Genomic DNA, 26,244 nt, shown 5'->3' with positions numbered 1-26,244 from the left:
CCTCACCGATCACGTTTTCCACCTCGTAGCGTCGAGCTGTATCAATTGGCACGTGCAGGGGCCCTGCGTGGTTACGCAAGCTTCCGCCTCCGGACCCTGACCGCACGTACCGAGTCCAGACACAGGCATCAGATATTCATTCCCTATAGTTCCATCCGATCGTTGTTTGTTCCGACCTACCCCCCGGGAGCGTCCCCGATATGAGTGAAAGACCGGCTGACCGGTATGGGATTGCGCCTCGGAAGACCCGCCGCTGGCTCCCCTACGCCCTCGGAGCGGTCGTCATCCTCGCCGGGCTCGGGGTCTCCTATCTGGGCTACCGCACCTATGGGCCGCAGGCCATCGAACCGGATCGGATCGGCTACACGATCGTCGACGACTCCACGGTCAGCGTGGATTTCAAAGTGACACGCAAGGATCCGGGCCAGGCGGTCGTCTGCTTCGTCCGGGCCATGGACGGCGACACCGACGAGGTCGGCCGCCGCGAGATCCTGGTGCCCGGCTCCGACTCCGGCACCGTCCGCGTGGTCACCACGATCAAGACCACCCGACGGGCCGGCGCCGGCAATGTCTACGGGTGCAGCGACCATGTGCCGGCCTATCTGCGCGCCGGGTGAATCGTCCGTTAAGCGACCCGCTTTGATGCTTCTACCTGCGTCTTTCCGAATCGTGCTAAAATGACGCGATACACGGTTCCGGCGTTCGGAGCCGTGTTTGCTGCATTGACGGCCGGCGCTGTCGGGACTCTCCCCAGGGATCGCTCTGGCTGTCCACTGCTGCTGTGCCCATCTCCGGATGGCCACGGTAGCGGGCATCAGGGAATCCCGGCTTGCCGGGGACAACTACTAGGGAGTGATCGAGATGACTGAGACCGTGACTTGGCTGACCCCGGAGTCGCACGAGAGGCTCACGAGCGAACTCGGCGCGCTCATCGCCAACCGTCCCGTCATCGCGGCCGAAATCAACGAGCGCCGTGAAGAGGGCGACCTCAAGGAGAACGGCGGTTACCACGCGGCGCGTGAGGAGCAGGGCCAGCAGGAGGCGCGCATTCGCCAGCTGCAGGAGCTGCTGAACAACGCCAAGGTCGGCGTCGCGCCCACCAAGTCCGGCGTCGCCCTGCCCGGCTCGGTCGTCAAGGTCTACTACGACGGCGACGAGACCGACACCGAAACCTTCCTCATCGCCACCCGCGAAGAGGGCCTCGGCAGCGCCGACCTCGAGACCTACTCCCCCAACTCCCCGTTGGGCGGCGCCCTCATCAACGCCAAGGTCGGCGAAACCCGCGAATACACCCTGCCCAATGGCAACACCATGAAGGTGACGCTGGTCTCCGCGGAGCCCTACCACAGCTGATTTACGACCGACGGATTCGCGGCCCCGGTCCACACGGACGCCGGGGCCGCAATGTTTGTCGGCACCGGCCGCGAACAGCGAAGCGCCGCACCAAAAATGGTGCGGCGCTTTGTTTTTCGGAAAGCGACAGCTGATTTCGGGAGGCCCGGGGTAACTCACCGGGTACCCCCGAAATCGGCTCGGATCCCGACCGCCGGCACGGGTGTGTGACCGAGCACGGCACCCGGCCGCCCGTTAAAGGCTCGGGGAGGTGGTCAGGCCAGGGCCTGCTCGATGTCCGACAGCAGGTCGCTGATGTCCTCGATGCCGACGGAGAGACGGACCAGGTCGGCGGGGACCTCGAGGGCCGAGCCGGCGGTGGAGGCGTGGGTCATGGCGCCGGGGTGCTCGATGAGGGATTCGACGCCACCGAGCGATTCGGCGAGGGTGAAGATCTTGGTCTTGGCGCAGAAGGCGAGGGCCGCGTCCTTGCCGCCGTGGACGCGCACCGAGATCATGCCGCCGAAGCGGCGCATCTGCTTCTGGGCCACGGTGTGGCCGGGGTGCTCGGGCAGGCCGGGGTAGATGACCTGGGCGATCTTCGGGTGGTTGGCGAGGAACTCGGCAATGGTCTCGGCATTGTCGCAGTGCCGGTCCATGCGCAGGGCCAGCGTCTTGATGCCGCGCATGGTGAGGAAGGCGTCCATCGGGCCCGGGACCGCGCCCGCACCGTTCTGCAGGAACGCGAACTTGGCGTCCATCTCCTGATCGTTGGTGATCAGCGCGCCGCCCACCACGTCCGAGTGCCCGCCCAGGTACTTGGTGGTCGAGTGCAGCACGATGTCCGCGCCCAGCAGCAGCGGCTGCTGCAGGTAGGGCGAGGCGAAGGTGTTGTCCACCACCAGCTTCGCGCCGCCCGCGTGCGCCACGTCGGCCAGGGCCGCGATATCGCCGACGTTCAGCAGCGGGTTGGTCGGCGTCTCGATCCACACCAGCTTGGTGTTGGGCCGCATGGCCGCGGCGACCGCGTCCACATCCGACACCGGCGCGACCGAGTACTCGATCCCCCACTGGGTGAACACCTTGTCGATGAGCCGGAAGGTGCCGCCGTACGCGTCGTTCGGGATCACCATGTGGTCACCGGGCCGCAGGTTCGCGCGGATCGCGCAGTCGGTGGCCGCCATACCCGAGGCGAAAGCCCGCCCGTAGGTACCGGATTCGAGCGCCGCCAGGTTCGCCTCCAGCGCCGTCCGGGTCGGGTTCCCGGTGCGCGCGTACTCGTACCCGCCGCGCATCCCGCCGACACCATCCTGGGCGAACGTCGAACTCGCATAGATCGGCACGTTCACCGCACCGGTCTGAGGGTCCGGATCGAACCCGGCGTGCACCGCCCGTGTAGAAAAACCCAGCTCGCTCATGCGAACAGCCTAAAGACGCTGCAGATTCGCCAACGCCCCGGGTCGGGCCCGCACCGCAGCCACCGCTGCCTGCGCGCCGAACGACCACGGCCGGCACCCTGCTCGGAGCGGAAACCCCTGGTCTGACCCCGCAGACCGAGCGGGCCGCCGGCGCGGTCGGCACCGGACCCGGCGCTGCCGGCCGTCGGCCCGGTCCCGGCGCGGCGTTGTGAAGCCGCCGGCGGCGGTTCTAGGGTGGGCGCATGGTCACCGTGGACGAGCTGTTCGCCATCGATTCCCTGCTCAGTGACGAGGAGCGGGCGATCCGGGATACGGTGCGCGCCTTCGCCGCGGAGCGATTGCGGCCGGGGGTGGCGGAATGGTTCGAGGCGGGGACGTTTCCGGCGCGAGAGCTGGCGCCGGAGCTGGGGAAGCTCGGGCTGCTAGGGATGCATCTGGACGGGTACGGGTGCGCGGGGACGTCGGCCACGGCGTACGGGCTGGCCTGCCTGGAGCTGGAGGCCGTGGATTCGGGTGTGCGCAGCATGGTTTCGGTGCAAGGGTCGCTGGCCATGACGGCGATCCACAAGTACGGGTCCGAGGAGCAGAAGCTGCGGTGGCTGCCGGAGATGGCGGCGGGCCGGGTGATCGGATGCTTCGGGCTGACCGAGCCGGACTTCGGCTCGAACCCGGGCGGCATGCGAACGCGAGCGCGGCGGGACGGGGACGACTGGATCCTCGACGGGTCGAAGATGTGGATCACCAACGGGTCCGTCGCGGACGTGGCCGTCGTGTGGGCGCAGTCGCGCGAGGGTGAGCGGGATGTGATCCGCGGATTCGTAATACCCACGGACACACCGGGTTTCAGCGCTCGCGAGATGAAGCACAAGCTGTCGCTGCGCGCGTCGATCACCGCGGAACTCTCCCTCGACGGCGTCCGGCTGCCCGCCGTCGCCCTGCTGCCCGAGGCCCGTGGACTCCGCGCGCCGCTGGGCTGCCTGTCCGAGGCGCGGTTCGGCATCATCTTCGGCGCGCTCGGCGCGGCCCGCGACTGCCTGTCCGCCACAATCGAATACGCGCGGACCCGCGAGGTGTTCGACAAGCCGCTGGCGGCCTACCAGCTCACCCAGGCCAAACTGGCCGACATGGCGCTCGAACTCGGCAAGGGCGAACTGCTGGCGCTGCACCTCGGCCGATTGAAGGATCGGCACGAGATCTCCAACGAGCAGATCAGCGCCGGCAAGCTGAACAGCACCCGCGAGGCCATCAAGATCGCGCGCGAGTGCCGGACCATCCTGGGCGCGAACGGCATCACCCTCGAGTACCCGGTGCTGCGGCACGCCAACAACCTGGAGTCCGTCCTCACCTACGAGGGCACCGCCGAAGTGCATCAGCTCGTCCTGGGCGAGGCCCTGACAGGCGCGAAAGCGTTCCGCTGACCGGCAGTTCCGGCGAATTGCGCGATATGTCACAGCCGGTCCTCCAGGTGCCGGTCGATTGCTAGCATCACCGGGTGTTTGTGCCCGGCTCCGCCCTGCTCGTCGTTTCGGCGCGTAAAACCCTGAACCGCCTGCAGCGCACCCATGGAGCCCCCGCCGCGGAGGCCGCGGCCGTCTTCCCCGGTGTGTCCGCAGCGATCGACCAGCATGCCGCGGCCATCCGCGACATCCTCGACCTCGGCGTCGATAACTCCGGCCTCGTCCCGGCAAGTGTCCTGCTGGCCGGCTACGCCCGCGGCATCCTCGAGGACCTGCGCGAAGCCGAGGCCGTCCTCCCCCACTCCCTGCTCGACTGGCAGGACGCCGATTGGCTCCACCTGCGCCTGGCGGGCGTCTGCTCGCTGGCCCGCGCCTCCTGACCTCACGATGACGTGACGCAGCCCCGGGGTAGAGACCCCGGGGCTGCTCGGTTTCCGGCGGCACGGAATCAGGCCATGTCGTCGCGATCTCCCCGGTCCTGACTGCCGGGCCGCGGCATCTGCCCGCTGGAACGTGGGGGCTGTCCGGGCGGCATCGGCTGTCCGGGCGGCGGCATCTGGCCGGGTTGTGCGGGCATCTGTCCGGATTGGGGCGGCATCTGGCCGAGCTGCTGCGGCATATGGCCAGGCTGTGGCGGCATCTGCCCAGACTGCGGCGGCGGCATCTGCCCGGATTGCTGCGGCGGCATCTGCCCGGGCTGCTGCGGCGGCATCTGGCCGGGCTGCTGCGGCGGCATCTGGCCACCGCCGCCCGGTCCGTGGCCGCCCTGCTGGCCGTATCCGGGTTGCCCGTAACCCATCTGGCCGCTCTCGGGCTCGGCCCACTTGCCCGGAGGCATCTGGCCCATGCCCTGCCCCGCCATCATGGGCCGGGTCGCCGAGCGCTGCGCCCACATGGCCGCCTCCTGCGCCTGCCGCTGGCGGGCCGCATCCTCACGGCCCCGCTGATAGGCCTGCGCATGGCCCTTCACCTCGGGCATTTCGCCCTCGATGGCGTCGAGCCAGCCCGCCCACCGCTCCTGCATGGGCCGGATCAGGCCACCGCCGAGACCGACGACGAGAACACCGCCGATCGTCGCCAGCACCGTGATGAGAATCGGCATGGTGACCGAGCTTCCCACCCCGATCTGATTGAGGGCCGCGATGATGCCGATGCCCCAGATGAACACCGCCGCAATGCGTCCCAGCATGCGGCCGTAGTCCAGACCGCTCAGCATGTTCGACACCATGTCCTGCACGACGCGCGCGATCGCGCCCGCGATACAGACGATGACGATGGCGACCGCCAGCCGGGGTAGCCAGGCCACGATGCCGTTGAGCATGGTGCTCACCGGGTTCGGGCCGAAGACGCCGAAGCCGAGCTGCAACGTGATCAACAGAATCGCGTAATAGGCCAGCTTGGCGATGATGCCGGTGGCGTCGTAACTGCCGCGGGCCAGCATGTCCTTGATGCCGCCGCGTTCCACCAGCCGATCGAACCCGACTCGGTTCAGGATCCGGGTCACCAGCTTGGCCACGAGTTTGGCCACGAGCCAGCCGATGAACAGAATGACCAGGAACCCGACGAATTTGGGCACCCACGTGGCGATGGAACTCCACGCGTTCGAGAGCCCCTGCCCGATCTGGATATCGATAGCCGAACTCGAGGTGTGCATGACCCCGTCCCTTCGCTATCCGTTCCGGCCGTGTGCCGGAACTGCTCTTCGGGGTCGTTATACGCCTGGTCGATCGTCGAGTTCGCTCGTTTGCGAAATAGTTGCCAAATCAGATGCCTGAGATTAGCCAAATGGCGGTACGGCCGCCACCGAGACTCCAGCGACAGGCACCGCGGGCCGAGACGACAACGATGGCCCGCCCTCATCGGGCAGGCCATCGCGGTGTCGTCCGGTACGTCGTCGGACCGGATCAGTAGGCGCTGAAGACGTTGTCCATCGAGCCGTAGCGGTGCGCCGCGTAGTTGCAGGCAGCCACGATGTTGGCGACCGGGTCCCAGACGTCGAAGGCGGTGCCGTCGACGTGGTACGCGTTGAAGGTCGGGTCGATCACCTGGAGCAGACCCTTGGACGGGATGCCCATGGCCGCGTTGGAGTCGTACAGGTTGATCGCCTGCGGGTTGCCGCTGGATTCGCGAATGATGTTGCGGTAGATGCCGTCGTAGCTACCCGGGATGCCGTGCTGGGCCATGATGTCCAGCGCGTGGCGGATCCAGCCGTCCAGGTTTTCCTCGTAGACGGGGGCGGGCGGCGCGGGGGCCGGCGCCGGCTCGGGAGCGGGCAGCGGGGCCGGCATGGGCGCCGGGGCCGGAGCCGCAACCTCGGCCGCGGGGGCCGGGACGGGGGCGGGAGCGGGCTGTTCCTTGACCGGAGCGGCGGCGGGCGCGGCGACGGCCAGGGAGGCCTTCAGCGCGGCCGGCTGGACATCTCCGCTGGCGGCGGCGCCGGCGGCGGTGATGATGGAGCCGAAGACGCCCAGAGCGAGGGCGGCGGCACCGGCCGTACGAGCGGTGGCAACTACCTTGCTACGTCTAGCAGGGTCACTGAGAGCAGTCATAACATTCTTGGGCATGGCGAATTTGGATTCCTGTTCGGTTTCGGGCTCGCGGGCCTGAAGAAGGCAGCGCAGGATCATGCAGGCGCCTCACGACGCCTGTCTGCGTACCTCGGGCTGTTGTGGATGCTGTTGTGAAACCCGTTATGGGTCAATGGGTTTGGCACACTGCGCGGAGTGCAGTGGAGACCTTTGCGACCTTCCGGCCGCGGTGCCTCATTGCACCGATGTAGTGATCACGTTCCGCATGTGTGTTCACATCTCCTTGCGCCATTCAGACTTGCGGTCTGTTTCCGACAAGGTCACAGCTTGGTTGCGTGCTATGAACACAGCCTGAATCAAAAGTGAACAGAAGGTGAACTGGCCCGCCGAGCAGCCCCGGGACCTGCATCAATACAAGCACTGACCTGGTGATTCAATTCGAAACGCAAAGTGTTTCGGATCACAGAAAAATATCGCCCCAAGATCGCGATATACCGATATTTGCCTGATTTCTTGCCGTTCATCGGCGTTTCACATTCCAAAAGTAACAGCTCAGCAAATCCACATTGGTTATCACAAATCACATTCGTCCCAATTTTCACGCAATATAAAGACGCCGCAACGGTGCATACCGCGGCCCGCACCGCGGGCGACGCACCCGTCGGCTGTAACCCGCCGAGGTATCTCCAATGCCCCTTCTGACACACCAATCACAGAGGCGAGAGTCCTTGCTGACAGACGTTTTCACCGCGTCTCGGCGCAATCTGATCGCGGTGCCGGTGCTGCTGGCCGGCGCGGCGGTCGCGATCGCGCTCGGGATGGCCGGCACCCACTACTGGCCCGGCACCCAGCCCCTGCCCACCTGGGGCTTCTCCGCACCGCAGATCTTCAAGGCGTACCTGAGCAGCGTGGTGCTGGTGCTGATCGGCGGCCAATTGCTGACCGCCGTCTGGATCTACCGCTTCCACGCGCCGCGATCGGTGCACATCTACCACCGGCTGTGCGGCGTGCTGGCCTTCCTGCTCAGCCTGCCGGTGGCCTTCTACTGCCTCTACAGTTTCGGCTTCCAGTTCGGCCGGGGCGTCACGGGCCGGGTCATGGCGCACTCCGTCGCGGGCGTGGTGTTCTACGGCGCCTTCGCCTCGAAAATGCTGACGCTGCGGCTGAATCGGACACCGGGCTGGCTGCTGCCGATCCTCGGCGCCCTGGTCTTCACCAGCTTCGTGCTGGCATGGACGCTGGCGTCGCTCTGGTGGTTCCGTACCGTCGGATTCGCGAGATGAGCAGCCGCGAAAAGCAGTCCGCCCGCCGGAACCAGCTGTGGTTCCGGCGGGCGGCGAATACTCGGCCGCGACCTAGGAGAGGGCGCCGGTGCTGAGGAAACCGAGCAGGTCGTGGCGGGTGATGACGCCGACCGGCTTGCCGTCCTCGACGACCATGAGGGCGTCGGTGGACTCCAGCAGCTTGGTGGCCGCCACGACCGGCTCGCCCGCGCCGATGAGCGGGAAGGCCGGGCTCATGTGCTTGGCGACCGGGTCGGTGAGCTTGGCGCGGCCCTCGAAGACGGCCGACAGCAGATCGCGCTCGGTGACCGAACCCGCGACCTCGCCCGCCATCACCGGCGGCTCCGCACCGACCACCGGCATCTGCGAGACGCCGTACTCGCGCAGGATCTCGATGGCGTCGCGCAGCGTCTCCTGCGGGTGGGTGTGCACCAGGTCCGGCAGCTCACCGGACTTGCCGCGCAGCACGTCTCCCACGTGCACCTCGGTGTCCGAACCGTCGAGGCGGGTGCGCAGGAAGCCGTAGGAGCTCATCCACTGGTCGTTGAAGATCTTGGACAGGTAGCCGCGGCCGCCGTCCGGCAGCAGCACCACCACCACGGCGTCCGGATCGCGCTCGGCAACCTTGAGCGCCGCCACCACGGCCATACCGCACGAGCCACCGACCAGCAGGCCCTCCTCACGGGCCAGGCGACGGGTCATCTCGAAGGAGTCGGCGTCGGAGACCGCGATGATCTCGTCCGGGATGGCCGGGTCGTAGGCGGTGGGCCAGAAGTCCTCGCCGACGCCCTCGACCAGGTAGGGACGGCCGGTGCCGCCGGAATAGACCGAGCCCTCCGGGTCCGCGCCGACGATCTTGACCTTGCCGCCGGAGATCTCCTTCAGGTACCGGCCGGTGCCGGTGATGGTGCCGCCGGTGCCGACGCCCGCCACGAAGTGTGTGATCTTGCCCTCGGTGTCGCGCCAGATCTCCGGGCCGGTGGTCTCGTAGTGCGATTCCGGGCCGCCCGGGTTGGAGTACTGGTCCGGCTTCCACGCGCCCGGGATCTCGCGCACCAGGCGGTCGGAGACGTTGTAGTAGCTGTCCGGATCCTCCGGCGCGACCGCGGTCGGGCAGACCACGACCTCGGCGCCGTAGGCGCGCAGCACGTTCCGCTTGTCCTCACTGACCTTGTCGGGGCAGACGAACACGCACTTGTAGCCGCGCTGCTGCGCGACCAGGGCGAGGCCCACACCGGTATTGCCGGAGGTCGGTTCGACGATCGTGCCGCCGGGCTTCAGCAGCCCGGCCTTCTCAGCGGCGTCGATCATCTTGACGGCGATGCGGTCCTTCGAGCTGCCGCCCGGGTTCAGGTACTCCACCTTCGCCGCCACCAGTCCCGAGTTCGGACCCACCACGGAGTTCAACCGAACGAGCGGGGTGTTTCCGATCAGATCGACGACATGGTTAGCGATGCGCATACCCCTTATCGTTGCAGAAAGGAGATCCGCGCCCACGCGCACGTCGGAGATATCACGGCGCCGCGAACTACGATCGGCCCTATGTGGATGCCGACGAGCGTGCCCGCCGCCTCCCTGCTCGCCGCCTCCGGCCTCGCGACCATGATCGTCGCGGCCGCGCCCGCGGAGGCCGCAACCGTCGAATTCCCGCAGGTCCCGAGCGTTTATCACGATGCCTTGATCTGTGGCGGCAATATCCGATCCTGGGCCGACACCGGCCCGCAGTGGCCCGGCCGGGCGATCATCAGCATCCAGGCGCTGCCGGTCGCCGGGTTCGATCCGGGCGAGTACAGCTTCGCCCCGCAGTGCATCACCGTGGCCACCGTCGCGTGGCGGAACATGGACACCGGCGCGGCCGGCGAATATCGAGTGCCCGTGCTGGCCGGCTTCTACGGCAGCGAGCACTACGCCCTGTTCCAGGACACCGGGCCGGGGCACATCATCGTCACCGTCTACACCGACATGCCGAACATTCCGGCGCACAGCGCCTTCGACGTCCCCGGGTGACCCACCGTCGTCGACTTGCCGAACATCCCGGTCCGACCCATATCGCGCCTCGACCTGCTCGGGTAACCCAGCTTCATCGCTGTGCTGCCCCATCTTTCACCCTGTCCGTGCCGCGCTGCCGGCGGGCAGCGCGGCACGAGAGCTGCGAGAGTGAGCGATATCCCACAGTTCAGTAGTTGGGATACGGGCATACCGGATGTTTGAGCCGGAACACACCCGTCGTAAATTCGAAGAGGATCACCCCAGCAAAAAAGGAGTCCTCATGGCTGAGGCCGTCATCGTTTCGTACGCCCGCTCGCCCATCGGCCGCGCTGGCAAGGGTTCTCTGGTGAGCATGCGGCCGGACGACCTCGCCGCGCAGATGGTGCGCGCCGCCCTCGACAAGGTGCCCTCGCTCGCCGTCTCCGACATCGACGACCTGCACCTGGGCTGCGGCCAGCCCGCCGGTGAGGCCGGTTTCAACATGGCGCGCGCCGTGGCCGTGCAGCTGGGCTACGACTCCCTGCCGGGCGTCACCGTCAACCGCTACTGCTCGTCCTCGCTGCAGACCACCCGGATGGCCTTCCACGCCATCAAGGCCGGCGAGGGCGACGTGTTCATCTCCGCCGGCGTCGAGACCGTCTCGCGCTTCCCGAAGGGCACCGCCGACGGCTGGCCGGACTCGCACAACCCGCTGTTCGCCGAGGCCGAGGGCCGCACCAAGGCGACCGCCGAGTCCAACGCCACCTGGACCGACCCGCGCAACGACGACATCCTCCCGGACGTCTACATCGCCATGGGCCAGACCGCGGAGAACGTCGCCACCTACACCGGCATCTCCCGCGAGGACCAGGACCACTGGGGCGTGCGCTCGCAGAACCGCGCCGAGGAGGCCATCAAGTCCGGCTTCTTCGAGCGGGAGATCACCCCGGTCACCCTGCCCGACGGCACCATCGTCACCACCGACGACGGCCCGCGCGCCGGCACCACCTACGAGAAGATCTCGCAGCTGAAGCCGGTCTTCCGCGCCGACGGCACCATCACCGCCGGCAACGCCTGCCCGCTGAACGACGGCGCGGCCGCCCTGGTCGTCATGTCCGACGTCAAGGCGCGCGAGCTGGGCCTGACCCCGCTGGCCCGCATCGTGGCCACCGGCGTCTCGGGCCTGTCCCCGGAGATCATGGGCCTCGGCCCGATCCAGGCGGTCCGCAACACCCTGAAGACCGCGGGCATGACGATCGACGACCTCGACCTGTACGAGATCAACGAGGCCTTCGCCGTGCAGGTGCTCGGCTCCGCCCGTGAGCTGAACATGGACCTGGACAAGCTGAACGTGTCCGGTGGCGCCATCGCCCTCGGCCACCCGTTCGGTATGACCGGTGCCCGCATCACCGCGACCCTCATCAACAACCTGCAGACCCACGACAAGCAGTTCGGTCTGGAGACCATGTGTGTCGGTGGCGGCCAGGGCATGGCGATGATCATCGAGCGCCTGAGCTGAGGCACGAGATACCCGTAGCCGAGCTACGGCGATAGTTGGGCCGCCCGACCTCACGGTCGGGCGGCCCAATTTGTTTGGGGGAAGGTGGGCCACACCCCCTCAGCAGCCGGCTTTACCTGGTGGGTAATCGACTTCGTTTCCCGCAGGCGGAAATATCAAGGGCAGCAAAGCAATCCGACCGAGGAGCCTGAAATGCCCGCCTACGCCATCGCCAACCTGTGGGACGTCGACATCAATGCCGAGGTCGTCGAATACCTGGAGCGAATCGACGGCACGCTGGCGCCCTACGGCGGGAAGTTCATCGTGCACGGCGGCACGCAGCGGGTGATCGAGGGCCCGGCCAGTGCGATCGTCATCGTCATCGAGTTCCCCGACTATCAGGCCGTGACCGACTGGTACGAGTCGGCCGCCTACCAGGAGATCCTGCCGCTGCGCCTGCGCAACTGCTCCAGCGTCGGGGTCCTGGCCGCGGACTGCGGCGAGAATCACGTCGCCACCGACGTCCTGCAGGAGGTGGTGACCAACGACTGAACGCTCTCAGGCTGGCTACACAGCAGTGGGCGGGCACCGGATTCCGATGCCCGCCCACTCAGGTATTCAGCTATGTCAGCCCTTCCCGGACTATCTGTCCTGGAAGTAGCTCAGCAGGCGCAGGATTTCGAGGTACAGCCAGACCAGGGTCACGGTCAGGCCGAATGCCACGCCCCAGGCCGCCTTCTCGGGAGCCTGGGCCCGGATGAGCTGGTCGGCGGCGTCGAAGTCCAGCAGGAAGCTGAAGGCCGCGACACCGATGACCACCAGGCTGAACACGATCGAGAGGGTGCCGCCCGAGCGCAGGCCGAAGCCGTCGGCGGTGAAGAAGCTGGCGACCAGGTTGCCGAGCATCAGCACCAGGATGCCGATCATGGCTCCGACGATCATGCGGGTGAAGCGCGGAGTGACGCGGATCGCGCCGGTCTTGTAGACCACGAGCATGCCGAAGAAGACGCCGAAGGTGCCCAGCACCGCCTGCGCGATCAGGCCGGATCCGCCGACGCCACCGAACTGCACATTGGTGAACAGGAACGAGAACGAGCCCAGCAGCAGGCCTTCCAGCGCCGCATAGCTGAGCACCAGCGCCGGGTTGTCCTGCTTGCGGCCGAAGGTCATGATCATGGCGAGCGCGAAGCCGCCGAGGCCGCCGACCGCGAGGAACAGCACGGCCAGGCCGTGGTTGGCCGAGGTGAGCGCGTAGGACAGGATCGCCGTCAGGGTGACCACGCCGAGGGTGATGCCGGTCTTCTGCACCACATCGTCGATGGTCATCGGGCGGGTGGTCGGTACGGCCGGCTGGTAGGGCTGCTGGTAGCCCGGGTACTGCGGCTGCTGACCGTACGGGTTGTTGGGGAACTGTCCGGCTCCAGGCGCCGAGCCGAAGCCGGCGTAGCCGCCCTGCTGCGGCTGCAAGTTCCGGAAGACCGGGTTGGATGTGGAGCGCATTTCCGTGCGTCCCTTTCTGGAGTCGCGGCTCACGTCGGTCGTGGCCATTGAAGCTACTCGTCCAACGCGCTGTGGGGGCTCGGAGTTCCCGAACCCCCACAGCGCGGACGAACCGGACTTTACCTTAGCTTTACCGAGTGCGCCGCCCGATAAGCCGCCGTCCGGCCGCCCCGGAAGCCGGTCTCAGCCCAGCTGGCTCATCACGCGAGTTGCGATGAGCTCCAGGTGATCCAGATCGGACAGATCCAGAATCTGCAGGTAAAACCGGCTGGTACCGGCGATCTCGGCATAGCGGCCGATCTTCTCGACCACCTCGTCCGGGCTGCCGGCCAGGCCGTTGGCCTTCAGCTCGTCCACCTCGCGCCCGATGGCGGCCGCGCGCCGCGCCACCTCGGCATCGCTCGCGCCGACACAGGCGACCAGCGCGTTGGAGAAGGTGATGTCATGCGGATCGCGGCCGGTGTCCTTGGCGGCCACGCGAACTCGCTCGAACTGCTCGGCACTGGCCTCGGCCGACTGGAACGGCGCGTTGAACTCGGTCGCGTACTGCGCGGCCAGGCGCGGGGTGCGCTCGGCGCCCATGCCGCCGATGATGACCGGGATACGCGGCTGCGCGGGCTTGGGCAGCGCCGGGGAATCGGTGAGCGTGTAGTGCTCGCCGGCGAAGGAGAAGGTCTCGCCGACCGGCGTCGACCACAGCCCGGTGACGATCGCCAGCTGCTCCTCGAAGCGCGGGAACCTCCGGGCCGGGAACGGAATGCCGTAGGCGGCGTGCTCGGCCTCGAACCAGCCCGCGCCGAAACCGAATTCGACGCGGCCGCCGGACATGGCGTCGACCTGGGCCACCTCGATGGCGAGCACGCCCGGGTGGCGGAAGGTGGCCGAGGTGACCAGGGTGCCCAGCCGGATGCGGCGGGTCTCGCGGGCCAGGCCCGCGAGGGTGATCCAGGCGTCGGTGGGGCCCGGGAGACCGTCGGCGTCGCCCATCTTCAGGTAATGGTCGGACCGGAAGAAGGCGTCGTAGCCCAGGTCCTCGGCGGTCTTGGCGACGGTGCGCAGCGTGTCGTAGGACGCGCCCTGCTGGGGTTCGGTGAAGATTCGAAGATCGATTCGTCCCATGCGCCCGATTATTCGACGTCGCGCAGGCCGGGCACCCAGCGGGTCACAGTGGGCGGACCCCGCGGGTCACAGGGGACGCACCGAGCGGGTCACGGTGAACTTGCGATTGCGGCCCATCACATCGGTTCTGCCGACCATGCGTTCCATGACGCCCCGGTAGTTGAGGTGGGTGTTGTAGACCGTCCACAGCTCGCCGCCAGGGCGCAGCACCCGGCCGGTCTGCTGGAACATCTTGATGGCCGAGCCGGTGTGCACGGCCGCGCCGACATGGAAGGGCGGGTTGCACAGCACCAGGTCGGCGCTGTTGTCGGGAGCGCTGGACATGGCGTCGTCCTGCAGCACCGTGACCCGGTCGGCGACGCCGTTGGCGGCGGCGGTGGCGCGGGTGGAGGCCACAGCGGCCGCGGACTGGTCGGTCGCCGTCACCCGGATGCCGGGCCGGGCCTTGGCGAGTGCGACCGCGAGAATGCCGGTGCCGCAACCCAGATCGATGGCATCGTGGGCATCGGGCTTCATCCGCTTCAGGTGGTCGAGCAGGAAGCGGGTGCCGATGTCCAGGCGCGGGCCGGAGAAGGCCGCGCCGTGGGCCACCACCTCCAGGCCCTGCTCGTCGAGCCGGTTGCGGATCGGAAAACGGGGCTCGCCAATGGTTTTGGGCTCGGCGGCGAGCAGGATGCGGGATTTCTGGCGGCCGCGGGTGGCGCGCACCGAGCCGAAGGATTCGGCGAGCACCTCGTTCATGGCGGGGGTCAGGTACTTGTCGCGGCCGCCGGCGAAGACCTCGACATCGGGTGCGGCCCAGCGCGCGATGGCCTCGGCGGTTTCGGCCAGGCCGGACAGCGCGCGCGGCAGCCGCCACAGCACCACGCGGACATCGGAGAGCAATCCCGCACCCAATTCGCGGGTCGAAAAGCGATCGGCTAGACCGACAATTCGGGCATTGTTGGCGAGGGCCAATTCCCCGGTGAGCAAATCCTGATGCACCCGGACCCCGTGCAGGTCGTGCGCGGCGATGGCCCCGAGCGTCAACGCCCCGTAGCCGTCGTCGATCACGGCCACCCGCCCGTCCCCGGCGATGGCCAGCGAATCCGCGGCGACATCCAGCATGAGGCGGTCGGCGGCATCGACCGCATACAGGTTCACCGCTTCGACATCCGGATACCGCCGTAACCGGCCCAATACGTCCTCGACCTCAACCACACCTACAGTGTGCTAGATCATTGCCGAAGTATTCCATTCGGCACGGTCGGCGGCCTTTTTGCGGAATTAACCGATCCCGGCGCTATTCTGCGATTCCGCAAATCACATGTCGATCGTGTTCAGGCCGAATGGATTTCCGAGTTGCCCGCGCTTCGCCGGGGCATGACGGCCGCCGCACCGATGAGGACCACCGCCATGGCGGCCACGCCCAGGAACACCAGGTGCACCGCCGGCGCGAGGTCCGACGCGGCCGGCTGGCCGGCCTTCCCGAGCCGGGCATTGACCAGCGCGCCGAACACGGCCACGCCGACCGCACTGCCCAGCGAGCGGGCGAACATATTGGTGGCGGTGACCACGCCCCGCTCCGACCATTCGGCGCTCGCCTGGGCGGCGATCAGGGTCGGGCTGGCCACCAGGCCCATCCCCATGCCGACGACGAAACAGCCGATCGCCAACTGCCACAGGCTCGACCGCGCGTCCACCACCAGCAGCGACGCCGCGCCCACCACGGCGAACAGGCTGCCGATCACCGCCGTCGCCCGGAAACCTATGCGCAGGTACACCTTTCCAGCCTGCGACGCCGACACCGGCCAGCCCAGCGTGAGCGCGCCGACGGTGAGACCCGCGATCAGCGCCCCGCTGCCCAGCACACCCTGCGCGAAGGTCGGCACGTAGGAGGTGAGACCCAGCAGGATCGCGCCGACCAGCAGCGAGGCCAGGCTGCTGGCCACGACGATGCGGCGGGTGAAAACCCACAGCGGCAGAATCGGATTCGCGGCCCGCCGCTCCACCAGTCCGAACAACGCCAGCGTCACCCCACCGCCCGCGAAGAGCACCAGGCTCGCGGGTGAGCCCCAGGCCCACGCCTGGCCGCCCTCGAGCAGGGCCAGGATCAGCGCCCCGGCCCCGACGGCGAGCAGTCCGGCACCGAGGTAGTCGATCCGATGGCTCTGCCGCGGAGCGCTTTCGGTGAAGTTCCGCAGGATCATCCAGGCCGCCAGCGCCGCCAGCGGCAGGTTGATCAGGAAGATCCACCGCCAGCTGATGTACTCGGAGAACACGCCGCCGAGCAGTGGCCCCAGCACCGACGAGGTCGCCCACACACTGGCCAGATACGCCTGCACCTTGGCCCGTTCCGGCACCGTGTAGATGTCGCCCGCGATGGTCATCGAGATCGGGCTGACCGCGCCCGCCCCGATGCCCTGCACCGCCCGGAACGCGATCAGCGCGGGCATGCTCGTCGCCAGCCCGCACAGCAGCGATCCCACCGCGAAGGCCCCGATCCCGAACAGCATCACCGGTTTCCGCCCCACCATGTCGGCGAGCTTCCCGTAGATCGGCACCGTCACCGCCTGCGCCAGCAGGTAGATGCTGAAAAGCCAAGGGAACTGCGCGAACCCACCGAGCTGATCGGTGATCGTCAGCACCGCGGTGGCAATGATGGTCGAGTCCAATGCCACCAGCGACGTCGACAACATGATCGCCGCGAGAATCGGCCCCCGCTCCGACCGCAACCCGATCGACGACGTCACATCCGTAGCCGTCACCGGCAGCCCCTTCCCTCAACACAACTCACCACCACTGTCGAACACGCCATCCGGGCCGCTATTCCCGGTGCGGTTGCGCCGGCAAGCGTGGGACGCGAAACACGAGCCTCGCAACGGTCGGCGCGGGTTGCGTCGGCAGCGAGCCGGCGTTCCCATGGAATCGGGGGCGCAACGATCTGCGTCCGGGACTCGACGTGCTCGGTAGTACCGAGTGGGAGGGATTGTCCATGAAGAGGATCGTTGGCATCATCGCGGCGGTCGCCGCGGTGGCCCTGGCGACGGCATGTCAGGACGGTGGTTCGACACCGGCGACCAGCGGGGCGTCGGTGCCGAGCTCCGCCACCGTGACCGCGCCGGGAACTGTTCAGTCTCCCGCCCCGCAGCAGTCGCCGGGCGCCACGCAGCCCGCCGGTGACGGCGCTCCCGCCACCGCCGGAAACGGCAAATGCGTCGATCTGAAGTCGGCGGTGGTCACGGCCGCGCTGGGCAGACTCGGCTCCGGTGTCGGCGGTGACGGGTACTACGCGGACAGCGGCACCGATGCCGCCGTCGGCTCCTGCCCCGCCCTGCTGTGGGTGCTCGCCGGGACTCCGCACGGCACGGCCAGCTCACCTTGGCACGTGATGCTGTTCAACCACGCGGGTTACCTGGGTACCGCGACCAAGAAGTCGACGTCGTACACCCAGGTGGTCGGCTCGTCCGATCGCAGTGTCCAGGTCCAGTACCGGTGGCTCGCCGGTCAGGACGCCAGCTGCTGTCCCTCGGGCGGACCGGTCACCGTCACGCTCACCCTGGGCGCGGACGATCACACCGTCACCCCGGATCGTGACTTCCCGGCCGAGGTGACCGATCCGAATTCCGCGGGCACCCCGCCGGTGTGCCCGGTCACCAAATCCGTTCTGCTCCAGGCATTGCACGGCACCGACATCGAGTCGCGATTGGCGCAGCCGGTCGAACTCGAGGATCGGATCGACTGCTCGGGCGATTGGGCGATGGCCCACAGCGGAACCCACAACAATACGGTCAACCGAGCCCAGGTCCTGTTCCATTACGTGGCGGCCGACGGCGGCTGGAAGCCGGTGGACCTCGGCAGCGCCCTGCACTGCACCGAGATCGGCGTGCCGGCCGATGTCGCGGACAAGATCTGCCACTGATCGATCTGTCACCGGGCGGGCAGGCCGGTGAGCCACGGGCCCACCGGCCTGCCCGCCACCGAGTGTCAGAGGGAGTCGGCTAGATCGCGCAGAACCGGGAGGCTGACCGAGCCGGAGCCGAGCACCGTGTCGTGGAAGGCCTTGATGTCGAAGGCGGATCCGAGGCGGTCGGTGACCAGGGCGCGCTGGCGGCGGATCTCCAGCTGGCCGACCTTGTAGGCGACCGCCTGGCCGGGCATGGCGATGTAGCGGTCGATCTCCACCCGGATCTCCTCGAGCCCGACGGGAGCATTGGCGGACATGAAGTCGACGGCCTGCTGACGGGTCCAGCCCCTGGCGTGCAGGCCGGTGTCCACGACCAGGCGGCAGGAGCGCCAGGAGTCAGCGGCGAGCATGCCGATCCGGGTGAGATCGTCGGGGTACAGGCCCATTTCGTCGGCGAGGCGCTCGGTGTAGAGCGCCCAGCCTTCGACGAAGGCCGTATTGGAGAAGGACATGCGCTGGAAGCGCGGGAGATGGTCCAGCTCGTTGGCGATGGTGAGCTGGAGGTGGTGGCCGGGGATGGCCTCGTGGTAGGCGACCGCGGCGGTCTCGTAGCGGTTGCGGCTCTTGGGTTCCCGCAGGTTCACGTAGTAGGCGCCAGGCCGGGAGCCGTCGGCTGCGGGCGTGAAGTAGTAGGCCGCGGGCGCATCCGCGGCCAGGAAGTCGGGGACCGGCAGGATGTCGCAGGACTGGCGCGGGAGCCGGCCGAACCAGTTGCCCATCTCCGCCTGGGCGGCGGCCAGATACGCCCGCGCGTCCGCCATGATCTCCGCACCGTCGCCATAGCGCAGCGCCGAATCCTCGCGCAGCCGGGCGAAGATGGCGGTCTGCTCGGCGAGGCCGAACAGGCGGCCGCCCACCTCCTCGTATTCGGTGCGCAGGCGGGCCAATTCGTCCAGCCCGAGCTGGTGGATCTCGTCCGCGCCCAGGTCGGGCAATGTGGTGTGGTGGCGCAGCAGGCGGCGGTAGATGTCGGCGCCGTCGTCGCCGAGCCAGCAGAGGCCGGGCTTGTCATCGGGGCGCGAAACGGGTTCGAGCTCGGCGGCGAGCACCGCCCGGTAGGCGGCGAAGGCGGGCCGGATGACCTCCCGCGCGACCTCGGCCAGCTCTGCGCGCCAGGCGGTTTCGCCGTCCCAGCCCGCCGGGCCGGCCAGGGTGGCGAACGGGTCGTCGGCGAGATCGGAGGCCAGGTAACCGTCCAGCTGATTGAGCGAGCGCTCGATGGTGATGTGCGCGGGCGTGCGCCCGGCCGCGAGTCCCGCCCGGAAGCGCTCCACGGCCTGGTTCATCAGCGTGCCGAACTGCCGGTAGCGCTGCACCAGCCGCTGCGCGTTCTCCGGTTCGGGTGCGTTCACCAGGGGAGCCATGGTCAGCATCCCGGCGTGCACGCCCGTCATCTGATCCGAGGCCATCTCGACGGGCCGCCACTCCAGATGCGAGACCGCCGAAGCCAATTCGGTGCGCAGCAGGCTCCGCGTGGTCCGGTCCTCGTCACCCAGCCGCGCCGGATCCAGCGCATCCACCTCGGTCAGTAGCCCCCGCCAGGTACCCAGCAGCCGTTCCTCCGCCGCGACCGACAGATCCTCGATGCGGTCGTCGAATCGCCTGTCCCCCAACAGGGTCGCCTCGCTGGGCGCGGACTCCAGCATGGCGTCCCAGTAGCGGTCGGCGAGTGCGATGAGTTCCTCGTGCGAGTCCATGCCGACCATCATGCCCGGGCCCGCCACCGCCGCGCGGCCGCACGGAAACTTCGCACCCCCGGCGGCGCGGTCGCCCGCTCAGCGGCGCGGGGGCACCGGAATGCGCATCAGATCCTCGGCCACCACGATCTCACCGTCGAAATGGGCACGGGCATCGGCCAAATGCTGGTCCAGGGTGCGGTAGCGCTGCGAGTAGTGGGTCAGCACCAGGGTGCGGACCCCCGCCCGCGCCGCCACCTGCGCCGCCTGCCCCGCCGTGAGATGACCGTATTCGATCGCCAGGTGCTCATCGGCATCGATGAAGGTGGACTCGATGACGAGCATGTCCACGCCCCGGGCCAGGTCGTGGACGCCATCGCAGAGCCGCGTGTCCATGACGAACGCGAAACTCTGCCCCGGCCGCGCCTCGCTCACCTCGTCGAGCGTGACCGTGCGCCCGCCGATCTCGACTTCGCCGCGTCGCTGTAATTCACCCACGACCGGCCCGGACAATCCCAGTTCGCGCAACCGCTCGGGAATGAAGCGCAGGCTGTCCGGCTCGTCGAGGCGATAGCCGAACGATTCGACCGGGTGGGACAGCCGCTCCGCGCGCAGGGTGAAATCGGCTCCCGGCGGCGGCAATTCACCGGCTTCGGTGATCGGGTGCGGGTACAGCTCCACCTGGCGGTTGTGCGCCGAGGAATCGATGAGCCGTTCGTAGTAGACCTCGCCGGACGCCGGGAAGTAGACGTCCACGGGATGCAGCGCCCCGTCCAAGCTGATGCGGCCCAGCACACCCGGCAGGCCGAAGCAGTGGTCCCCGTGGAAGTGGGTGATGCAGATGCGGGTGATCCCGCTGGCGGCCACACCGGCGAAGCTCATCTGCCGCTGGGTGCCTTCCCCGGGGTCGAACAGCAACCCCTCGCGATCCCACCGCAGCAGGTACCCGTTGTGATTGCGCTGTTTGGTCGGTACTTGGCTGGCCGTCCCCAGAATGACCAGTTCGCGCTGTGACACGGCCGTCAGGCTACCGCCCACCCCGCCGATCCTCGCGATGGCGAGGCGGCGCGTCCTGTGACGATACCGACAGGGGGTATCCGGCCCGGGGCGGCGGCAGGTCCGTAGAATGGCCGCCGTGATCGAGCAGCAGCCCCGAGGCACCCGGTTCATCCGGGCCCTCTGGCTGCTCGCCCTACTGGCCGGGCTGGTGGCCATGCACGCGCTCGTCCTCGGCATGAGCCACGACCGCATGTCCGGCGACCACGCCGGGAGCCCGGCGACCGTCATGACCGAGCACCTGCACGACGCCGTTCTGCCCATGGCGGGTATCGCCCCGATCGCGATGGCCGCGGGCGCGGACCACGAGATGTCCATGCCCGGCTGCGGCGGCGATTGCGGCAATGGCCACGCCGGAATGCACGGTTGCCTGTTCGTGCTCGCCGCGCTGCTGCTCGGACTGGGTTTGGCCGTGCTGGCCTGGGTCGGTATCGGCCGTCGCGACGCCGCCACCTCGACACCGCGCCACCCGCGCGCGCATCACGCCCGTCCGCCACCCTGGACGGTGCTCTCCCTGGCCGAACTGGCGATCCTGCGGATCTGATGGGCCGCCGCGGCCGCGTATCTCCCACGCGGACGCGGGTTTCCGCCTGCTCATTTTCCGATTCGCCAGTACCCACCAAGGAGTTCGACCATGTTCAGCACCCGGATCAAGCTCGCCCTGATCGCCGGCACCGCGGCCACCGCCCTGATCGCCGCCGGCTGCAGCAGCAATGACGGCGACACCTCGAAGGCCGCGCCGTCCTCGACCACCACGGCCATGGACCACGGCAGCATGCCCGGCATGGACCACGGCGCGACCGCCACCTCGGCGCCGGCGGCCACCCGCAGCGATTTCAACGCCGCCGACGTCACGTTCCTGCAGATGATGTACCCGCATCACGCACAGGCCGTGGAGATGGCGAAGCTGGTGCCCACCCGCTCGCAGAACCAGCAGCTGATCACCCTGGCCACGGCCGTGGAGCAGGCACAGTCGCCGGAGATGCGGCAGATCACCACGCTGCTGCAGAGTTTCGGCAAGCCCGCGCCGAGCGGCGACATGGGTCACGACATGCCCGGCATCATGTCGAAGGACCAGATGACCAAGCTGGCGGGCCTGTCCGGCCCGGACTTCGACACGCTGTGGATGCAGATGATGATCGAGCACCATCAGGGCGCGATCACCATGGCGAATACCGAACTGGCACAGGGCGCCAACGCCGAATCGAAGGCTCTGGCGCAGTCCATCGTGACCGCCCAGCAGCAGGAGATCACCCAGATGAACACCATGCTGGGCCAGAGCTAGCAGCGAGAAGCCAACGGGTGCGCCGGTATCCGGCGCACCCGCAAGCCTCGGTCCCGACAAGGGAATCGGAGGCGAAGCCCACGGCCTTGGGAGGTATGGCCGCGAATTACGAGAGTGGTTCTAATTGCCGATGACGGCGTTCATGATGGTGCCGGCGCTGGTGGCGGTGACGCCACCGATCATCGCTCCGGCCACCATCTTCGGTGATTCGAGGCCGCCGCCGCTCCACTTCTCCCAGGCGAACCGGCCACCGCCGTAGGTGATGGCGGTGACGCCGGACAGCATGGTGAACCAGGTGAAGTAGCGGACCAGCTTCATCAGCTTGTCCGCTACGGGCGGGGTCTCCGGGGTCGGGTTGCCGATCTGCGCGACAACCGTGGTGTAGGCGTCATGCACAGCGAGGAGCATGCTCACGATCGGTTCCTCTCGGGATGCTGAGACGGTGCTGATGGGCCGAACTTGTGGCACAACTCTCAATATTCAGAGCAATTGAACCGCATTCCGCGAGGTGGCGTAGGGAAGACACACCACCAGCACCAAACTCGAGCACCCGATCAGCTACCGGTTTTCGCCTCCGCGCGGGCCAGCACCGAGTGCCGTCGGCCGTAGGCGAAGTACACGACCAGGCCCAGTGCCATCCAGATGACGAACCGCAGCCAGGTCTCCACCGACAGGTTGAACATGAGCCAGGCGCAGGCGATGACCGACAGGATCGGGATGAGCGGCACCAGCGGCACGCGGAAGCCGCGCTCGAGATCCGGCCGGTTGCGGCGCAGCACGACCACGCCGACGGACACCAGCACGAACGCGAACAGCGTGCCGATATTGACCATTTCCTCCAGGGTGCCGAAGTCCACGAACCCGGCCAGCACCGCGCAGATGACGCCGACGATGGCGGTGATCCGCACCGGCGTGCCCTTGGGGCCGGTGTGCGCGAGCCGGCGCGGCATCAGGCCGTCGCGGGACATGGCGAACAGCACGCGGGTCTGGCCCAGGAACAGCACCATGACGACCGTGGTCAGACCGGCCAGCGCGCCGACCGAGATGATGTTCTTGGCCCAGGTGACGCCGTGCAGGGCGAAGGCCGTCGCGAGGGTGGCGTCGTTGCCCTGCAGGTCCTTGTAGGACACCATGCCGGTGAGCACCAGCGAGACCGCCACGTACAGCACGGTCACGATGGCCAGCGAGCCCAGGATGCCGCGCGGCACGTTGCGCTGCGGGTCCTTGGTCTCCTCGGCGGCGGTGGCGACCACGTCGAAGCCGATGAAGGCGAAGAACACGATGGAGGCCGCGGCCAGCAGGCCGTACCAGCCGTAGTGGCTGTTGCCGCCGCCGGTGACCAGCTGGAACAGGGTCTGCTGCAGCTTGCTCGCGCTGCCGGAGTCCGCGTTGGGGACCGATGCGGGGATGAAGGGCTTCAGGTTCGAGGCCTTGAAGTAGGTGGCGCCGACCACGACCACCAGCGCGATGACCGCCAGCTTGATGGCGACCGCGACCGCGGAGACCCGCGAGGACAGCTTGGTGCCGAGGGCGAGCAGCACGCCGAGCGCGGCGATCAGAACGACCGCGCCCCAGTCGAACTTGACCGACCCCAAGTGCCAGATGGGCTGACGCCCGCCCATGACCGTGCCCAGGTACTGCGACCAGCCCTTGGCGACCACCGAGGTGCCGAGCGCGAATTCCAGGATGAGGTCCCAGCCGATGATCCAGGCGACCAGCTCACCGAAGGTGGCGTAGGAGAAGGTGTACGCGCTGCCCGCGACGGGCACGGTCGAGGCGAATTCGGCGTAGCAGAGTGCGGCCAGGCCGCAGGCGACGGCCGCGAAGACGAAGGCCAGCGAGACCGCGGGTCCGGCCATGTTGCCCGCGGTACGCGCGGTGAGGGTGAAGATACCGGCGCCGACCACGACCGCGACGCCGAAGACCGTGAGGTCCCACGAGGTCAGGTCCTTGCGAAGTTTGGCATCGGGATCGTCGGTGTCCCGGATCGACTGTTCGACGCTCTTGGTGCGGAACAGTCCGGTGGTGCGTTGGGCAGCGGGACCGGCAGCGTCTCGCGAGGAGTCCGATATCGCCACTGTCTCTCCTAAATCTGGCTTCTCGGCAACAATGCAGTTCTCACCGGTCGGTCACCATCAGGCGAGTTGTCGGCGTCACACGGCACCGTATCATCAGCTGGTACGTACCAGTTCAGCAACGGGCTGGTCACCGAGAACGCACCCGCGTGCCGCCGCAACACCACGCCGAGGACCGGTGGGCGGATTAGTGTTTCGGTATGGCTTTCGGGGGAACGTCCGCGGGCGGCGATCCGGTCGCGCTGGATCGGGTGCTGGCGCATGCGCACAGCGTCAGGGTGAGGGAGATGCCCGGTGACGCACCGACCCTGCTGGAGGAACGGGACCCGGTTGCCGTGCGAGCGCTGCGGGACGCCCTGCGCGTTGCCGACCTGTCCGGTTTCGTGTGCATGTGCTGGGGCGATGTGGTGCTCGACTTCTTCGACACCGACGAGCGTCCACTCACCACGGTGACCCTGCATCACGGCTATTCGATCCGCTGGGACGGCTGGCCCCAGGACGCGCTGCTGGCCGACGGCGTCCGCTCGCTGGAATGGCTGGCCGTGCGCGGCATCGCCGTTCCCCTGCGCGAATACCGCGTGGCCGAGCAGCGCCAGGCCGAAACCGACCGCACCGCCCGGCTCTGGGTGGCCGAGATCCCCGCACCACTCATGCCCTACACCGAGACCTTTCTCGATACGTCCACCTCCGGCGGCGGTCTGACCGGACCCCAGGTGGCAGCGGCCCGGGCCCTGCTGTCGACGGCGTACCCGGATGCGGTGGATCGAATCCTGCGCCTGTGCGCCTGGTACGCCGCGGGCACCGGCGCCTACTCGGGCTACCCGCCGCACGAACGCATTCCGGCCCAGTTCCTGGATCTGGAGAACCGCACCGATTTCGCCCGCGCCGTCGACCTGGCCGATGACGCCGCCATCGCCGGCGCGGTCCGCTACCTGATCAGCTGGGATACCCGAAAACGCCTGGCCCGCCTGCTATCCGCGCTCTCCCCCGCCGCCCGCCGCAAGGTCCTCGTCCACGCCCGCGACGCCGAATCCCGCCGCTGGCTGGAGCGCCGCATCGCGGGGTTGCAATGAGATGCCGCCGGGTTGCACCGAAGTTCACCCGACGGGTTTCGCGAGGGTCGACTCGTCGCCGCACGCGGCTCGGAGATTAGCGTGGAAAACATGGTCGAGTTTCCCGAGAGCAACGTGGGACCGAAGTTCAAGGGCAAGCGGGTCGGGTACTTCCGCGAGACGGCGGGGTATCGGCGGTATGCGGGGGCGTATCGGGACGGGTTCGAGCTGTTGCCACCCGAGCGGGAGACCATCGATGTGCCAACGAGTTTCGGGACGGTGCGGGCGTATCGATTCGGAGACGGGGAGGCGACGCCGCTGGTGCTGCTGCCCGGCAGGCAGGCGGCGACACCGATGTGGGCGGCGAATCTGCCGGGGCTGCTGGCGGTGCGGCCGGTGATCACGCTGGATCTGCTGGGTGAGCCGGGGTTGAGCGTGCAGTCCGGGCCGCTGACCGACGAGGTCGATCAGGCGGCGTGGCTGTCGGAGGCACTGGCGGCGTTGGAGCCTCGGCCGGTGCATGTGCTGGGCGTGTCGATCGGCGGATGGTCGGCGGTGAATCTGGCAGTGCACCATCCCGATCAGGTGGCCTCGCTCATCACCCTGGACGCACCGTTCGTGTTCGGCGGGGTGACCTGGAAGATGGTTCTGGTGTCGCTGGGTTCGGTGCTGCCGGGGATGCCGGAGACCTGGCGCAACAGGCTGTTGAGCTGGATTTCCGGCGGGGTGTCGGCGCCGCAGGACCTGCCCGAGGGCAGGTTGATCGCCTCGGGCATGAAGGACTTCTCCTCCTATCTGCCGATGACGAATCCGCCTGCCAAGGACCAGCTTTCGGCACTGGCTATGCCGTTCCTCGGGATCTTCGCCGGGCGCAGCATCGTGCACAATGCCCGCAAGCTGGCGGACAAGGCGCGAAAGCTGGTGCCCGGTGGTCAATTCGAGGTGTGGCCGGCGGCCTCGCACGCCATCAACGGCGAGTTCCCGGACGAGATCGCGGCGCGCGTCGCGAAGTTCCTCGGCGAGATAGAGCCCGCCGCAGGCTGATTCGTCC

At 68.1% G+C, this 26,244-nt stretch carries 25 protein-coding genes; 13 read left to right on the top strand and 12 right to left on the bottom strand.

The window, feature by feature from the left end; translation table 11 throughout:
* The first annotated feature begins 200 nt into the window (after positions 1–200).
* Together ACWEQQ_RS22050 and greA are read left to right on the top strand one after the other, a co-directional pair.
* Complete coding sequence (locus tag ACWEQQ_RS22050) at positions 201–617, top strand: DUF4307 domain-containing protein (RefSeq protein ID WP_379380105.1); 417 nt, start codon at positions 201–203, stop codon at positions 615–617.
* Between the two features lie 244 nt (positions 618–861).
* Complete coding sequence (greA, locus tag ACWEQQ_RS22045; protein WP_354833370.1) at positions 862–1,353, top strand: transcription elongation factor GreA; 492 nt, start codon at positions 862–864, stop codon at positions 1,351–1,353.
* Between the two features lie 254 nt (positions 1,354–1,607).
* On the opposite strand, the gene ACWEQQ_RS22040 is transcribed toward greA, so the two are convergent.
* Positions 1,608–2,750: a cystathionine gamma-synthase gene (locus ACWEQQ_RS22040; protein ID WP_452342392.1), complete on the bottom strand. Its 1,143-nt coding sequence runs from the start codon at positions 2,748–2,750 to the stop codon at positions 1,608–1,610.
* 242 nt (positions 2,751–2,992) lie between these two features.
* On the opposite strand from ACWEQQ_RS22040, the gene ACWEQQ_RS22035 reads away from it, so the two are divergent.
* Positions 2,993–4,168: an acyl-CoA dehydrogenase family protein gene (locus ACWEQQ_RS22035; RefSeq protein ID WP_452349494.1), complete on the top strand. Its 1,176-nt coding sequence runs from the start codon at positions 2,993–2,995 to the stop codon at positions 4,166–4,168.
* 74 nt (positions 4,169–4,242) lie between these two features.
* Positions 4,243–4,587: a DUF6401 family natural product biosynthesis protein gene (locus ACWEQQ_RS22030; protein ID WP_452342390.1), complete on the top strand. Its 345-nt coding sequence runs from the start codon at positions 4,243–4,245 to the stop codon at positions 4,585–4,587.
* A 68-nt stretch (positions 4,588–4,655) separates the two neighbouring features.
* Here the strand turns inward: ACWEQQ_RS22030 and ACWEQQ_RS22025 are convergent, their stop codons facing one another.
* Positions 4,656–5,861, bottom strand: coding sequence for a membrane protein (locus ACWEQQ_RS22025; protein WP_452349493.1), 1,206 nt, complete (start codon positions 5,859–5,861; stop codon positions 4,656–4,658).
* Positions 5,862–6,111: 250 nt separating this feature from the next.
* Complete coding sequence (locus ACWEQQ_RS22020; RefSeq protein WP_452349492.1) at positions 6,112–6,771, bottom strand: transglycosylase SLT domain-containing protein; 660 nt, start codon at positions 6,769–6,771, stop codon at positions 6,112–6,114.
* Positions 6,772–7,463: 692 nt separating this feature from the next.
* Here ACWEQQ_RS22020 and ACWEQQ_RS22015 point away from each other — a divergent pair.
* Positions 7,464–8,018 (top strand): DUF6529 family protein, encoded by a 555-nt coding sequence (locus ACWEQQ_RS22015; RefSeq protein ID WP_452349491.1) that lies wholly within the window; start codon positions 7,464–7,466, stop codon positions 8,016–8,018.
* A gap of 72 nt (positions 8,019–8,090) precedes the next feature.
* Here the strand turns inward: ACWEQQ_RS22015 and ACWEQQ_RS22010 are convergent, their stop codons facing one another.
* Complete coding sequence (locus ACWEQQ_RS22010) at positions 8,091–9,479, bottom strand: cystathionine beta-synthase (protein WP_452342386.1); 1,389 nt, start codon at positions 9,477–9,479, stop codon at positions 8,091–8,093.
* 81 nt (positions 9,480–9,560) lie between these two features.
* Between ACWEQQ_RS22010 and ACWEQQ_RS22005 the strand changes: the two genes are divergently transcribed.
* The 3 genes from ACWEQQ_RS22005 to ACWEQQ_RS21995 all read left to right on the top strand — a co-directional run bounded on the left by ACWEQQ_RS22005 (position 9,561) and on the right by ACWEQQ_RS21995 (position 12,036).
* Complete coding sequence (locus ACWEQQ_RS22005) at positions 9,561–10,025, top strand: hypothetical protein (RefSeq protein WP_364620762.1); 465 nt, start codon at positions 9,561–9,563, stop codon at positions 10,023–10,025.
* A 262-nt stretch (positions 10,026–10,287) separates the two neighbouring features.
* Complete coding sequence (locus ACWEQQ_RS22000; RefSeq protein WP_452342385.1) at positions 10,288–11,505, top strand: acetyl-CoA C-acetyltransferase; 1,218 nt, start codon at positions 10,288–10,290, stop codon at positions 11,503–11,505.
* A 192-nt stretch (positions 11,506–11,697) separates the two neighbouring features.
* Positions 11,698–12,036 (top strand): DUF1330 domain-containing protein, encoded by a 339-nt coding sequence (locus ACWEQQ_RS21995; RefSeq protein WP_452349490.1) that lies wholly within the window; start codon positions 11,698–11,700, stop codon positions 12,034–12,036.
* A 90-nt stretch (positions 12,037–12,126) separates the two neighbouring features.
* Here ACWEQQ_RS21995 and ACWEQQ_RS21990 read toward each other — a convergent pair whose 3' ends face one another.
* From ACWEQQ_RS21990 to ACWEQQ_RS21975, 4 genes are all read right to left on the bottom strand, one after another.
* The gene (locus ACWEQQ_RS21990) at positions 12,127–12,984 is read right to left on the bottom strand and encodes a Bax inhibitor-1/YccA family protein (protein WP_452342383.1); all 858 of its coding nucleotides are present in this window, start codon (positions 12,982–12,984) and stop codon (positions 12,127–12,129) included.
* Positions 12,985–13,167: 183 nt separating this feature from the next.
* The gene (locus ACWEQQ_RS21985) at positions 13,168–14,094 is read right to left on the bottom strand and encodes an LLM class F420-dependent oxidoreductase (RefSeq protein ID WP_452349523.1); all 927 of its coding nucleotides are present in this window, start codon (positions 14,092–14,094) and stop codon (positions 13,168–13,170) included.
* Between the two features lie 75 nt (positions 14,095–14,169).
* Entirely contained in the window at positions 14,170–15,303 is a 1,134-nt protein-coding gene (locus ACWEQQ_RS21980) for a class I SAM-dependent methyltransferase (RefSeq protein ID WP_452349489.1), read from the bottom strand.
* Between the two features lie 119 nt (positions 15,304–15,422).
* Positions 15,423–16,850: an MDR family MFS transporter gene (locus tag ACWEQQ_RS21975; RefSeq protein WP_452349488.1), complete on the bottom strand. Its 1,428-nt coding sequence runs from the start codon at positions 16,848–16,850 to the stop codon at positions 15,423–15,425.
* Between the two features lie 227 nt (positions 16,851–17,077).
* On the opposite strand from ACWEQQ_RS21975, the gene ACWEQQ_RS21970 reads away from it, so the two are divergent.
* Positions 17,078–18,004, top strand: coding sequence for an LppP/LprE family lipoprotein (locus ACWEQQ_RS21970; RefSeq protein ID WP_452349487.1), 927 nt, complete (start codon positions 17,078–17,080; stop codon positions 18,002–18,004).
* 65 nt (positions 18,005–18,069) lie between these two features.
* On the opposite strand, the gene ACWEQQ_RS21965 is transcribed toward ACWEQQ_RS21970, so the two are convergent.
* Complete coding sequence (locus ACWEQQ_RS21965; protein ID WP_452349486.1) at positions 18,070–19,746, bottom strand: DUF885 domain-containing protein; 1,677 nt, start codon at positions 19,744–19,746, stop codon at positions 18,070–18,072.
* Between the two features lie 78 nt (positions 19,747–19,824).
* Complete coding sequence (locus tag ACWEQQ_RS21960; protein WP_452349485.1) at positions 19,825–20,742, bottom strand: ribonuclease Z; 918 nt, start codon at positions 20,740–20,742, stop codon at positions 19,825–19,827.
* A gap of 118 nt (positions 20,743–20,860) precedes the next feature.
* On the opposite strand from ACWEQQ_RS21960, the gene ACWEQQ_RS21955 reads away from it, so the two are divergent.
* Together ACWEQQ_RS21955 and ACWEQQ_RS21950 are read left to right on the top strand one after the other, a co-directional pair.
* Positions 20,861–21,325 carry a DUF6153 family protein gene (locus ACWEQQ_RS21955; RefSeq protein ID WP_452349484.1) on the top strand — a complete coding sequence of 155 codons (465 nt, stop codon included), beginning with the start codon at positions 20,861–20,863 and terminating at the stop codon, positions 21,323–21,325.
* A gap of 90 nt (positions 21,326–21,415) precedes the next feature.
* A complete protein-coding gene (locus ACWEQQ_RS21950) occupies positions 21,416–22,066 on the top strand; it encodes a DUF305 domain-containing protein (RefSeq protein ID WP_452349483.1) in 651 nt (216 codons plus the stop codon).
* A gap of 120 nt (positions 22,067–22,186) precedes the next feature.
* Here ACWEQQ_RS21950 and ACWEQQ_RS21945 read toward each other — a convergent pair whose 3' ends face one another.
* Entirely contained in the window at positions 22,187–22,474 is a 288-nt protein-coding gene (locus tag ACWEQQ_RS21945; RefSeq protein WP_356995903.1) for a hypothetical protein, read from the bottom strand.
* Positions 22,475–22,620: 146 nt separating this feature from the next.
* Positions 22,621–24,144, bottom strand: coding sequence for an APC family permease (locus ACWEQQ_RS21940; RefSeq protein WP_452349482.1), 1,524 nt, complete (start codon positions 24,142–24,144; stop codon positions 22,621–22,623).
* Between the two features lie 197 nt (positions 24,145–24,341).
* On the opposite strand from ACWEQQ_RS21940, the gene ACWEQQ_RS21935 reads away from it, so the two are divergent.
* Both ACWEQQ_RS21935 and ACWEQQ_RS21930 read left to right on the top strand, forming a co-directional pair.
* Positions 24,342–25,214: a hypothetical protein gene (locus tag ACWEQQ_RS21935; RefSeq protein WP_452349481.1), complete on the top strand. Its 873-nt coding sequence runs from the start codon at positions 24,342–24,344 to the stop codon at positions 25,212–25,214.
* Between the two features lie 90 nt (positions 25,215–25,304).
* Positions 25,305–26,237 (top strand): alpha/beta fold hydrolase, encoded by a 933-nt coding sequence (locus ACWEQQ_RS21930; protein WP_452349480.1) that lies wholly within the window; start codon positions 25,305–25,307, stop codon positions 26,235–26,237.
* The last annotated feature ends 7 nt before the right edge of the window (positions 26,238–26,244 follow it).

It is taken from the genome of Nocardia sp. NPDC004123 (genome assembly GCF_053603795.1).
This window is presented reverse-complemented; position numbering and strand designations above follow the sequence as displayed.

Bases quoted from the DNA above. Each gene is read 5' to 3' on its own strand.
- ACWEQQ_RS22050 (WP_379380105.1), top strand. From the start codon at position 201: ATGAGTGAAAGACCGGCTGACCGGTATGGGATTGCGCCTCGGAAGACC.
- greA (WP_354833370.1), top strand. From the start codon at position 862: ATGACTGAGACCGTGACTTGGCTGACCCCGGAGTCGCACGAGAGGCTC.
- ACWEQQ_RS22040 (WP_452342392.1), bottom strand. From the start codon at position 2,750: ATGAGCGAGCTGGGTTTTTCTACACGGGCGGTGCACGCCGGGTTCGAT.
- ACWEQQ_RS22035 (WP_452349494.1), top strand. From the start codon at position 2,993: ATGGTCACCGTGGACGAGCTGTTCGCCATCGATTCCCTGCTCAGTGAC.
- ACWEQQ_RS22025 (WP_452349493.1), bottom strand. From the start codon at position 5,861: ATGCACACCTCGAGTTCGGCTATCGATATCCAGATCGGGCAGGGGCTC.
- ACWEQQ_RS22020 (WP_452349492.1), bottom strand. From the start codon at position 6,771: ATGCCCAAGAATGTTATGACTGCTCTCAGTGACCCTGCTAGACGTAGC.
- ACWEQQ_RS22010 (WP_452342386.1), bottom strand. From the start codon at position 9,479: ATGCGCATCGCTAACCATGTCGTCGATCTGATCGGAAACACCCCGCTC.
- ACWEQQ_RS22005 (WP_364620762.1), top strand. From the start codon at position 9,561: ATGTGGATGCCGACGAGCGTGCCCGCCGCCTCCCTGCTCGCCGCCTCC.
- ACWEQQ_RS22000 (WP_452342385.1), top strand. From the start codon at position 10,288: ATGGCTGAGGCCGTCATCGTTTCGTACGCCCGCTCGCCCATCGGCCGC.
- ACWEQQ_RS21995 (WP_452349490.1), top strand. From the start codon at position 11,698: ATGCCCGCCTACGCCATCGCCAACCTGTGGGACGTCGACATCAATGCC.
- ACWEQQ_RS21990 (WP_452342383.1), bottom strand. From the start codon at position 12,984: ATGCGCTCCACATCCAACCCGGTCTTCCGGAACTTGCAGCCGCAGCAG.
- ACWEQQ_RS21970 (WP_452349487.1), top strand. From the start codon at position 17,078: ATGAAGAGGATCGTTGGCATCATCGCGGCGGTCGCCGCGGTGGCCCTG.
- ACWEQQ_RS21965 (WP_452349486.1), bottom strand. From the start codon at position 19,746: ATGGACTCGCACGAGGAACTCATCGCACTCGCCGACCGCTACTGGGAC.
- ACWEQQ_RS21950 (WP_452349483.1), top strand. From the start codon at position 21,416: ATGTTCAGCACCCGGATCAAGCTCGCCCTGATCGCCGGCACCGCGGCC.
- ACWEQQ_RS21945 (WP_356995903.1), bottom strand. From the start codon at position 22,474: ATGCTCCTCGCTGTGCATGACGCCTACACCACGGTTGTCGCGCAGATC.
- ACWEQQ_RS21935 (WP_452349481.1), top strand. From the start codon at position 24,342: ATGGCTTTCGGGGGAACGTCCGCGGGCGGCGATCCGGTCGCGCTGGAT.
- ACWEQQ_RS21930 (WP_452349480.1), top strand. From the start codon at position 25,305: ATGGTCGAGTTTCCCGAGAGCAACGTGGGACCGAAGTTCAAGGGCAAG.